Source organism: Pseudomonas sp. NPDC086566 (assembly GCF_050280885.1).
Classification (GTDB): domain Bacteria; phylum Pseudomonadota; class Gammaproteobacteria; order Pseudomonadales; family Pseudomonadaceae; genus Aquipseudomonas; species Aquipseudomonas vlassakiae.
This window is the reverse complement of the sequence record NZ_JBNNWD010000022.1, coordinates 1-9996: the sequence shown is the minus strand read 5'-3', so window position 1 is coordinate 9996 and position 9996 is coordinate 1. Positions and strand designations below refer to the sequence as shown.

The 9996-nt window shown below is 65.3% G+C and carries 9 protein-coding genes; 3 read left to right on the top strand and 6 right to left on the bottom strand.

Going from position 1 to position 9996, the window contains the following annotated elements; all coding sequences use genetic code 11:
- Positions 1 to 79 precede the first annotated feature (79 nt).
- Positions 80 to 736: a CoA transferase subunit B gene (locus ACQKPS_RS26650; protein ID WP_027916751.1), complete on the bottom strand. Its 657-nt coding sequence runs from the start codon at positions 734 to 736 to the stop codon at positions 80 to 82.
- A gap of 35 nt (positions 737 to 771) precedes the next feature.
- The gene (locus ACQKPS_RS26645; protein WP_254485220.1) at positions 772 to 1470 is read right to left on the bottom strand and encodes a CoA transferase subunit A; all 699 of its coding nucleotides are present in this window, start codon (positions 1468 to 1470) and stop codon (positions 772 to 774) included.
- A gap of 140 nt (positions 1471 to 1610) precedes the next feature.
- Here ACQKPS_RS26645 and ACQKPS_RS26640 point away from each other — a divergent pair, with 140 nt between their 5' ends.
- Entirely contained in the window at positions 1611 to 2516 is a 906-nt protein-coding gene (locus ACQKPS_RS26640; protein WP_427606257.1) for a LysR family transcriptional regulator, read from the top strand.
- On the top strand, positions 2504 to 3325 hold the full coding sequence (locus ACQKPS_RS26635) for an aldo/keto reductase (RefSeq protein WP_427606255.1): 822 nt from the start codon (positions 2504 to 2506) through the stop codon (positions 3323 to 3325). The genes ACQKPS_RS26640 and ACQKPS_RS26635 overlap by 13 nt, the downstream gene beginning before the upstream one ends.
- A gap of 52 nt (positions 3326 to 3377) precedes the next feature.
- On the opposite strand, the gene ACQKPS_RS26630 is transcribed toward ACQKPS_RS26635, so the two are convergent.
- From ACQKPS_RS26630 to lexA, 4 genes are read right to left on the bottom strand one after another with little or no spacing between them, the layout of a single operon-like run.
- Entirely contained in the window at positions 3378 to 6458 is a 3081-nt protein-coding gene (locus ACQKPS_RS26630; RefSeq protein ID WP_427606253.1) for an error-prone DNA polymerase, read from the bottom strand.
- Positions 6455 to 7873 (bottom strand): Y-family DNA polymerase, encoded by a 1419-nt coding sequence (locus tag ACQKPS_RS26625; RefSeq protein ID WP_427606251.1) that lies wholly within the window; start codon positions 7871 to 7873, stop codon positions 6455 to 6457. The genes ACQKPS_RS26630 and ACQKPS_RS26625 overlap by 4 nt, the downstream gene beginning before the upstream one ends.
- Positions 7874 to 7879: 6 nt before the next feature.
- Positions 7880 to 8500, bottom strand: coding sequence for a translesion DNA synthesis-associated protein ImuA (gene imuA, locus ACQKPS_RS26620; protein ID WP_427606249.1), 621 nt, complete (start codon positions 8498 to 8500; stop codon positions 7880 to 7882).
- Positions 8500 to 9117, bottom strand: a complete 618-nt coding sequence (lexA, locus tag ACQKPS_RS26615; RefSeq protein WP_186602930.1) for a transcriptional repressor LexA — start codon at positions 9115 to 9117, stop codon at positions 8500 to 8502. Before lexA ends, imuA begins: the two co-directional genes overlap by 1 nt.
- Positions 9118 to 9209: 92 nt before the next feature.
- Between lexA and ACQKPS_RS26610 the strand changes: the two genes are divergently transcribed.
- Entirely contained in the window at positions 9210 to 9869 is a 660-nt protein-coding gene (locus ACQKPS_RS26610; RefSeq protein WP_254485213.1) for an HAD family hydrolase, read from the top strand.
- The last annotated feature ends 127 nt before the right edge of the window (positions 9870 to 9996 follow it).

Genomic DNA, 9996 nt, shown 5'->3' with positions numbered 1-9996 from the left:
CGGCCTTGTGTCGCGAAAAGGCTGCAGAGCAGCCCTTTCGCGACACAAGGCCGCTCCTACAGGGGGACAGTGCGATGCTTTAGAAGGTCATTTCCTTTACATCATCCGGCACGATCAGCTTGCCGGCGGTTTTCTCGATGATTTCCTCGACGCTCACCCCCGGCGCGGTCTCGCGCAGGATGAAGGCACCGTCTTCGATCTCCAGGTAGGCCAGGTCGGTCAGCACCTTGCGGATGCAGCCGGCACCGGTCAGCGGCAGGCTGCAACGCGGCAGCAGCTTGGACTCGCCATCCTTGGAGGCGTGGGTCATGGTGACGATGATGTTCTCTGCACCGGCGACCAGGTCCATGGCGCCGCCCATGCCCTTGACCAGTTTGCCAGGGATCATCCAGGAGGCGATGTTGCCTTCCACATCCACTTCGAAAGCGCCCAGTACAGTCAGGTCGACGTGGCCGCCACGGATCATGGCGAACGATTGCGCCGAATCGAATATCGACGCGCCACGGCGGGCGGTGACGGTCTGCTTGCCGGCGTTGATCATGTCAGCATCGAGGGTGCTCTCGGTGGGGAATTCACCCATGCCGAGCAAGCCGTTTTCGGACTGCAGCATCACGTCCATGTCGGCCGGTACATAGTTGGCCACCAGGGTCGGGATGCCGATGCCAAGGTTGACGTAGTAGCCGTCCTTCAGTTCACGGGCGACGCGTTGCGCCATCTGTTCGCGGGTCAGTGCCATGGTCAGGATCTCTTTGTTGTTCTGATGGACGGCGCTCAGGCCTTGACGGTGCGCTTTTCGATGCGTTTTTCGAAGGTGCCGACGATCACCCGGTCGACGTAGATGCCCGGGGTGTGGATCTCGCTGGGCAGCAGCACGCCAGGCTCGACGATTTCTTCCACTTCGACCACGGTGATCTTGCCAGCGGTGGCCGCCAGCGGGTTGAAGTTCTGCGCGGTGTTGCGGTACACCACGTTGCCGTAGTGGTCGGCCTTCCAGCCCTTGACGATGGCGAAGTCGCCGGTGATGGACTCTTCGAGGATGTACTTGCGGCCCTTGAACTCGCGCACTTCCTTGCCCTCGGCAACCGGGGTGCCGTAACCGGTCGCGGTAAAGAAGGCCGGGATACCGGCGCCACCGGCACGCATCTTCTCGGCCAGGGTGCCCTGCGGGGTCAGTTCGACTTCCAGTTCGCCACTGAGCAGCTGGCGTTCGAATTCGGCGTTCTCGCCAACGTAGGAGGCAATCATCTTGCGGATCTGCCGGTCTTCCAGCAGCACGCCCAGGCCGAAGCCGTCGACACCGCAGTTGTTGGAGACCACGGTCAGGCCCTTGACGCCACGGCGCTTGATTTCGGCAATCAGGTTTTCCGGGATGCCGCACAGGCCGAAGCCGCCGGCCAGTACCGTCATGTTGTCGGTCAGGCCTGCCAGGGCCTCTTCATAGGTTGCTACGCGCTTGTCCAGTCCGGCCATGCTGATCCGCCTTTTGTAGTTGTTGAACCGACGAGGCTGTCGGTGAGCGTGTGAAGCCATCTTCACCGCTGGCGACTGATTTGTTAATTTTGTTTTCATCATCGATTGATAACTTTTTCAAAACAGCGCTCGAGGCTGTCATGAACGTCAAGCAACTGCGTGCCTTCGTCACCGTCGCCAAGTACCAGAGCTTCGCCCAGGCCGGTGAACACCTGCATGTGTCGCAACCGGCCCTGAGCCTGACCATCAAGGCGCTGGAGGACAACCTCGGCGGCGCCCTGCTCACCCGCACCACCCGCAGCGTCAGCCTGACTGCCGAGGGCGAGGTGCTGCTACCGCTGGCCCGGCGCCTGCTGGCCGACTGGGACGACACCGAAGAGATGCTGCGCCAGCGCTTCACCCTGCAGCTTGGCCGCGTCTCGGTGGCGGCGATGCCAGCCTTTGCCGGCAACCTGCTGCCGCAATCGCTCAAGGTGTTCCGCCAGCGTTACCCCAAGGTCAACGTCACAGTGCACGACGTGATCAACGAACAAGTGCTGGAACTGGTGCGCCATCGCCGCGTCGAACTGGGCATCGGTTTCGAGCCGGATAACAGCGAAGGCCTGAATTTCCACCCGCTGTACATGGACCGCTTCGTCGCCGTAGTGCCGGCTGACTCGCCACTGGCCTTGCAAACCGAGGTCACCTGGGCGCAGTTGCTGGCCGAAGATTTCATTGCCTTGCAACGCCCGTCGGCAGTGCGCCTGCTGCTAGAGCAGAACGTCGCGGCGCGCCACGGCAAGCTGGCGGTGGCCTTTGAAAGCCATCAGCTTTCGACCATTGGCCGCATGGTTGCCAGTGGCCTTGGCGTGAGCGCTGTGCCTGCGCTGTGCATCAACCAGATGCAGGAACTCGGCGCACGTTGCGTGACGCTGGTAGAACCCACGGTCGAACGGCGCATCAGCGTGATCGCCCTGGCCGACCACAAGCTTTCCACTGCAGCCCATGCGCTGCTCGAGGTACTGCTTTCCCATACCCAGACTCCGGAGGTGACATGCGTTACGTGAAACTGGCAGGTTGCAGTGTGCCGGCCATTGGCCAGGGCACCTGGTACATGGGCGAAGACCCGGCGCGCAAGGCAGCAGAAGTGGCGGCCTTGCAACAAGGCATCGAACAGGGCCTGACCCTGATCGACACCGCCGAGATGTATGCCGAGGGCGGCGCCGAAGCCGTGGTCGGCCAAGCCATTGCCGGGCGCCGTGACCAGGTGTTTCTGGTCAGCAAGGTCTATCCGCACAACGCCAGCCGCCGCGGTGTGGCTGAAGCCTGCGAGCGCAGCCTGAAGCGCCTGGGTAGCGAAATGATCGACCTCTATCTGCTGCACTGGCGCGGCCAGTATCCGCTGGAGGAAACGGTCGAAGCCTTCGAGCGCTTGCGCGAGCAAGGCAAGATCCGCCGCTGGGGGGTGTCCAACTTCGATGTCGACGACCTGCGTGAACTGCACAACCCGGATTGCGCCACCAATCAGGTGTTGTACAACCCGGCGCAGCGTGGCATCGAGTTCGACCTGTTGCCGTGGAGCCGCCAGCGCGGCTTGCCGACCATGGCCTATTGCCCGCTGGCCCAGGCCGGGCGGCTGTTGCAGCACCCGGTGCTGAGCGAAATTGCCGAACGCCATGGCGCGACGCCGGCACAGGTCAGCCTGGCCTGGGTCACGCGGCAGAATGATGTGATTGCCATCCCCAAGGCGGTGTCATCGGAGCATGTGCGGCTGAATGCAGCTGCGGGGGCATTGACATTGACCAGCGAGGACCTGCGGGCGATTGACCGGGCGTTCCCGGCGCCAACACACAAGCAGCATCTGGCGATGGTCTGATAGACCGGGTTGGCTTTTTTCGCGGCGGTTCGGCGCGAAGAGGCCAGTGGGGTCAGTGAAAGTCCCGGCTCTTTACATCCAGCCCTTGCAGCAAAGGGCTGATGTCTTCCAGGCGCCGGGCAATCAGATGCCGCACGCCGTTGTCCTGCTCCAGCCGCCCACTCACCTTGAGCAACTGCGACCCCACCAGCGCCCGCCGCTGCCGCTCGGCCAGGTCACGCCAGACCACCACATTGACCATGCCATGTTCATCTTCAAGGGTAACGAAGGTCACCCCGCTGGCGGTCTGCGGCCGCTGCCGCCCCACCACCAGCCCGGCCACGGCAATCGCATCGCCATGCTCGAGCCCCGCCAGCTCGGCGGAACTTCGACAGCCCAGCGCCCGTAGCCGCGAACGCAGCAGCCTGAGCGGATGCGGGCCCAGGGTCGTTCCCAGCGTGTCGTAATCGGCAACCAGGTCTTCGCCGACCGTGGGTGCGGGCAATGCCACCTGTGCTTCCGGTACTGCCTGCACTTCGGCAAACAGCGGCAACTGCGCCTGCACCGCCGCCACCTGCCAGCGCGCCTGGTGACGGTCGCGGGCCAGGGCTCGCAGTGCCCCCGCATCGGCCAACCGGGCGCGGGCACGGCCGTCGAGTCCAGCGCGCAAGCACACATCCTCGACATCCCGCCAGGGGCGCTGCGCCCTCGCCTGCTCCAGCCGGCGGGCATCCGCCTCGCTGAAACCACGGACCTGTCGCAGCCCGAGGCGGATGGCCAGGACCCCGTGCTGATCGGGCTCCAGCGTGCAGTCCCATTCGCTATGGAACACATCCACCGGACGTACTTCGATGCCTTGTCGCCGCGCCTCCTGCAGCAGTTGATCCGGGCTGTAGAACCCCATCGGCCAACTGTTGACCAGGGCACAGGTGAAGATGGCCGGTTCATGGCACTTGAGCCAGCTGCTGGCATAGCACAGCAAGGCGAAGCTGGCCGCGTGCGATTCAGGGAAGCCGTAACTGCCAAAGCCTTTGATCTGCTCGAAGATGCGCTCGGCGAACGCCAGGTCGTAACCGTTGCGCAGCATACCCTCGACCAGCCGCTGGCGATGCGGCTCAAGCCCGCCATGGCGCTTCCAGGCCGCCATGCTGCGGCGCAGCTGGTCGGCCTCGCCGGGGCTGTAGTCGGCAGCGACCATGGCCAGCTCCATCACCTGTTCCTGAAACAACGGCACGCCCAGGGTGCGCTCGAAGACTTCCTTGAGCTTTGCCGAGGGGTAGGTCACCGGCTCCTGCTTGAGGCGCCGACGCAGGTAGGGGTGAACCATGTCACCCTGGATTGGCCCGGGGCGCACGATGGCGACCTCGATCACCAGGTCATAGAAGGTCTCGGGCTTGAGCCGCGGCAGCATGGCCATCTGTGCCCGCGACTCGATCTGGAACACGCCCATGGTTTCGGCGCGGCTGATCATTGCATAGGTCGCCGGGTCTTCTCCGGGGATGGTCGCCAGGGTCAGCTGCCGACCGCGGTGCCGCTGCAGCAGGTCGAAACAGCGGCGCAAGGCGCTGAGCATGCCCAAGGCCAGCACATCGACCTTGAGCAGGCCAACCATGTCCAGGTCGTCCTTGTCCCACTGGATCACCGTGCGCTCGGCCATGGCGGCGTTTTCCACCGGCACCAGGTGGGCCAGCGGCTGTTCGGAAATGACGAAGCCACCCGGGTGCTGGGACAGGTGGCGAGGAAAGCCGATCAGTTCACCAGCCAGCACCAGAATGCGGCGCAGCGAAGGGCTGCCGGGCTCGAAACCGGCCTCGGCCAGCCGTTGCGCGTCCGGGATACGGTCGCTCCAGCGGCCGCAGCACTTGGCCAGGGCATCCACCTGGTCGGCCGGCAGGCCCAGCACCCTGGCCACATCGCGAACAGCACCGGCAGCATGATAGGTATTGACCACGGCGGTCAGCGCAGCGCGATGCCGGCCGTAACGGCGAAACACGTACTGGATTACCTCTTCGCGCCGGTCATGTTCGAAATCCACGTCGATGTCGGGAGGCTCGTTGCGCTCGCGCGACAAGAAGCGCTCGAACAACAGCCGATGCTCCATCGGGTCGAGCTCGGTGATGCCCAACACGAAGCACACCACCGAGTTGGCTGCCGAGCCGCGGCCCTGGCAGAGAATGTGCTGGCTGCGGGCAAAGGCGACGATGTCGTGAACGGTCAGGAAATAGCTTTCGTAGCCCAGTTCCTCGATCAGCGTCAGTTCCTTGTCCAGCACCGCACGGACCTTGCTGCTCGGCCCTGATGGCCAGCGCTGCGGCAAGCCCCGCTCGCACAAGGCGCGCAGCCAGCTGGCGGGTGTCTGGCCCTCGGGCACCAGTTCGCGTGGGTACTGGTAGCGCAGTTCAGCCAGGTCGAACTGGCAACGTTCGGCGATGACCAGGCTCTCGGCCAGCAGATCTGCCGGGTACAGCTCGCCCAGTTGCTCCAGCGAACGCAGGTGACGCTCGCCATTGGCGAACAGGTGGCGCCCTGCCTGGGCCACGTTGCAGTGATGGCGAATCGCGGTCATGCAGTCCTGCAGGGCGCGCCGGCCACGCACGTGCATGTGCACGTCACCACAGGCCACAGCGCGGACACCCAGCTGCGCCGCCAGTTCGCGCAAGCGGGCCAGGCGCCGGGCATCATCGCTGCCCCGGTGCAGGTGCACGCCCAGCCACAGGCGCTCGGCAAACATCTCGCACAGCCATCGGCCTGTCGCTTGATCGTCGGCATCATCGGCGATCCACAGCGCCAGCAACCCTTCGTGGTGTAGCTCAAGATCGTCAGCGAACAATTGGTAGTCACCCTTTTCGGCCCGCCGTCGGGCACGGGTGATCAAGGCACAGAGGTTCTGGTAACCCGTGAGGTTCTGCACCAGCAACACCAGTTTGGGGCCATCCTGCAGCCGCACTTCACTGCCCACGATCAGGCGCAGCTGCTGTTCCTTGGCAGCTTGCCAGGCGCGCACGATACCGGCCAGGGTGCATTCGTCGGTGATCGCCAGCGCCTGGTAACCTTGCTCGCGCGCGCGGCGAAACAGCTCTTCGGCGCTGGATGCACCGCGCTGAAAACTGAAGTTGGACAAGCAATGCAACTCGGCGTAGCCCGGCGTACTCATGCGAACCAGCCCTGCAACCACAGCGGGCCGGGTTGAGCCAGGTCGCGATAGGCCCAGCCACGCAGGCCCTCGCGGGTTTCGATGCGGTAGTAGTCACGGCGCACGTCGCCACCATCCCACCAACCTGACTCGATCCGTTCGGCCTGGCCCAGCAGCTTGTGGTCAGCCGTATCCAAGGCCTGCGGCGTGGGCAGCAGCCAGCCTGGGCGGCTACCCGGCATCACCGGCAGGTTACCCTGGGCGCCCTGCTCCGCCTGCTGCCAGGCGCACTCGGGGCGGTGGTCGGCCTCGGCACGCAACCCGCTGACGGCTTCATCACCGAGGCGAGCGCGCAGGCGTTCGCGCAGTTGCTCCCAGGGCTGGGCCTGCTTGGCGCGGGGGTCGAACAGTGCCTGATGCTGGGGGACGAAGGCAGGCAGGTCATCGGCGACCAGCCGCAGGTTGCGCACCGGTGCCGGGATGCGCAGCGGTTCAAGGCGCCCGCGGGCCAATTCGAACAGCAGGGCGGCGTCCCGCTCGGCAGACAGCAGACCCACGTGCAGCAGGGTATCCGGACCTTCGACGTGCTCCAGGTGCAAGCTGAAGCGCTGCACACCGCAGTCGCGCCCGGCGAGAAACGCCGCCAGGTCATTGAGCATGCGCCGCAACGGGAACAGCAAGGCCTGATGTGATTCAACGTCGAAGTTGAGTTCCAGGCGCGATTCGAAGCGGTCTGGCGGCTGGTAGAAGCCCAACCCCACGGAGCGCAGCCCGAGCAATTGGTCCAGGTGCAACTGCACATCGGCGGAAAACCGCCTGGCCAGCGCATCGCGCGGCAAGGCCAGCACCTGGCCCAACTGGCGCAGGCCCATACGGGCAAAGGCCTGGGCAGCGTCCGCTGGCAACCCCACCCGCTCGACAGGCATGCGCGCCAGTGCCGACCGGGTTTGCTCGGCGCACGTCAAAGCCAAGCCATCATGGCCGTTGGCAAGCATGCGAGCCGCGACCGGGTTGGTCGCGAGCACGATGCGCTGGCGCAAGCCCAGGGCATTCAGCTCTTCGCGCAAGCGGGCCTCTAACAGTGGCCACGGGCCGAACAGCTGCAAGCTGGAGCCGACTTCAAGCAGCAGGGCACGCGGGTAATGAAGACTGACCTGGGCACTGAACCGGTAGGCCCAGGCCGCGAGTAATTGCTGCAACCGCTCGATGCGGGCCGGGTCGGCTTCGACACAGTGGAAGCCATCGGCCAGGGCCCGCGCTGCCGTCAGCGTCTGCCCCGCCCGCAGGCCAAGGGCCGCCGCCGCCGGGTTGACGGCTTGCAGCAGACGACGCTGCACGGGGCCGCCGATCAATACCAGCGGCGTATCGGCGTCGTCACGCTCGCGCAGGATCGAGTCCAGCGCCAGCTGGGGCAGGAGAATGCAGGCCCAGAGCATGGTGCATCAGCCCCGCCCAGGGCAGGCGATTGGCAGGGCCGGTGGCATGCCGCCACGGCACTTGAGTACGCGCCATTGCGCCGGGCGCGTATCCACGGCAATGCGCAGCGCAGCGGGCGACGGGTTGTGCGCCGCCTGTTGCGGCCGACAGGCGAAGGCCAGTGCCTGCCCGGTCTCGGCGGCTACCTGCAGGCGGCGCAAGGCGCGGTCATCAGCACGCTCCGGCCAGCACAGCACCGCCGCGCAGCTGCCAGAGCGCAAGCACTGTTCGGCCGCCCAAAGGGCATCGGCCTGCCCGGCATCTACCTGCACCAGCCAGCGCAGGTCCACACCTGCTGCCTGCCAGGCCGGTGCATAGGGAATGAACGGCGGCGCCACCAACACCACCCGCCCGCCCTCAGCCGTCAGGCGAGCAACGGAGGGCCAGAGCAGCTGCAATTCACCACAGCCCGGGCTGGCCAGCAGCAGCTCGCTGAGGGCTGCGGCTGGCCAGCCGCCGTCCGGCAGGCACTGGTCGAGAAGCGCATGGCCGGTGGGCTGCAAACCGGCCGGGCGCACCTGGCCCTGCCGCCCGCGCCAGACCTGGCGCTGGTCGAGCAGCCGATCGAGTTCGACCACAGCGCCCATCAGTCGCGCCTCAGCAGGCCACAGAACACGCCTTCGATGAAGAACTCGCGCTCAGGTCCCACATCGATTGGCGCATAGGCCGGGTTGCGCGGCAACAGCCGGTAACCGCCTGGCTGGCGTTGCAGGCGCTTGATGGTCACCTCGCCGTCCAGCCGCGCAACCACGATCTGACCATCACGTGCCTCGCCCTGCTGGAGGATGCCGACCAGGTCACCGTCGAAGATGCCGTCCTCGATCATCGAATCGCCGCGCACCTTGAGCAGGTAATCCGGGGTACGGCGAAACAGGCTGGGGTCGAGCAGTAATTGTTCGTGAATGCCCAGGTCCGGGCCGATCGGCGCGCCGGCTGCCACTTGCCCGAGCACGGGAATTTCGAGGATTTCGGGCCGGCGCAAGGGCTCGGCCAGGCGAATGCCCCGCGCCTGGTTGGGGGTGACGTCAATGTAGCCGGCCTGGCACAACGCGGTGATGTGCTTGCGCGCAACGCTACGCGAGGCGAAACCGAAGCGGCTGGCGATATCGGCCAGGCTCGGTGGCTGGCCGTGGTCGGCAATGCGCTCGCGAATGAAATCGAGGATTGCACGGCGTTTTGGGGTGAGATTGTCCATGGAGCACATTTGTACTCCTTTCAGTGTGCGCTGAACAGCCCCCTTTGTCGTCAGGTTTGGTTATCATCCCTGGCGTTTGTTTTTTTATCCCTGGATACCTGATGCTGACTGCTCTGCTGTTCGATCTCGATGGCACTTTGACCGACACCGATACCCTGCACTTGCAAGCGTTCCGTCAACTGCTGCACGACCATGACGGCCGCGAGCTGACCCAGGAACAATTCGATGCCCAGGTCAGCGGCCGAGCCAATGGCGAACTGTTTGCCGAACTGTTTCCACTTGCTGGTTCGTCCGAGCGCAAGGCGCTGGCCGACCGCAAGGAAGCGCTTTTCCGCGAACTGTCACCCGCGCTGCAACCCATGCCCGGCCTGCTGCGGCTGATGGACCATGCGCGGGCCTGGAACATCGGCATGTGCGTGGTGACCAATGCGCCGCGGCTGAATGCCGAGCACATGCTCACGGCCATGGGGCTTGGCGATCGTTTCGAACATGTGTTGGTGGCCGAGGAACTGGAGCGGCCCAAGCCGGATCCGCTGCCCTACCTGGTCGGGCTGCAGCGCCTGGAGGCGGTGGCTGGCCAGGCGCTGGCGTTCGAGGATTCGTTGCCGGGGGTGACGGCTGCGAGTGGGGCCGGGATCTTTACCGTGGGGGTTGCCACGACGCAGACGCCGGAGCGGCTGCTGGCTGCGGGGGCCAGGCTGGTGGTGAAGGATTTTGATGATCCAGCGCTGTGGGAGTTGATAGAAGCCATGCACGGGTGAGGGCCACCAGGTGCTCGCCGGGAGGCATTCAGCGCCTGTGAGATCGAGCGCCGCCCGCGCGGCGCATCGCGGATAAATCCGCTCCTACATTTGTTGCAACGTGGCCATGTCTGTGAGGCCATGGTTG

What these genes read in the sequence shown, in the direction of transcription:
- ACQKPS_RS26650 (WP_027916751.1), bottom strand. Translation starts at nt 736, where the DNA reads ATGGCACTGACCCGCGAACAGATGGCGCAACGCGTCGCCCGTGAACTG.
- lexA (WP_186602930.1), bottom strand. Translation starts at nt 9,117, where the DNA reads ATGTGCTCCATGGACAATCTCACCCCAAAACGCCGTGCAATCCTCGAT.
- ACQKPS_RS26625 (WP_427606251.1), bottom strand. Translation starts at nt 7,873, where the DNA reads ATGCTCTGGGCCTGCATTCTCCTGCCCCAGCTGGCGCTGGACTCGATC.
- ACQKPS_RS26610 (WP_254485213.1), top strand. Translation starts at nt 9,210, where the DNA reads ATGCTGACTGCTCTGCTGTTCGATCTCGATGGCACTTTGACCGACACC.
- imuA (WP_427606249.1), bottom strand. Translation starts at nt 8,500, where the DNA reads ATGGGCGCTGTGGTCGAACTCGATCGGCTGCTCGACCAGCGCCAGGTC.
- ACQKPS_RS26635 (WP_427606255.1), top strand. Translation starts at nt 2,504, where the DNA reads ATGCGTTACGTGAAACTGGCAGGTTGCAGTGTGCCGGCCATTGGCCAG.
- ACQKPS_RS26645 (WP_254485220.1), bottom strand. Translation starts at nt 1,470, where the DNA reads ATGGCCGGACTGGACAAGCGCGTAGCAACCTATGAAGAGGCCCTGGCA.
- ACQKPS_RS26640 (WP_427606257.1), top strand. Translation starts at nt 1,611, where the DNA reads ATGAACGTCAAGCAACTGCGTGCCTTCGTCACCGTCGCCAAGTACCAG.
- ACQKPS_RS26630 (WP_427606253.1), bottom strand. Translation starts at nt 6,458, where the DNA reads ATGAGTACGCCGGGCTACGCCGAGTTGCATTGCTTGTCCAACTTCAGT.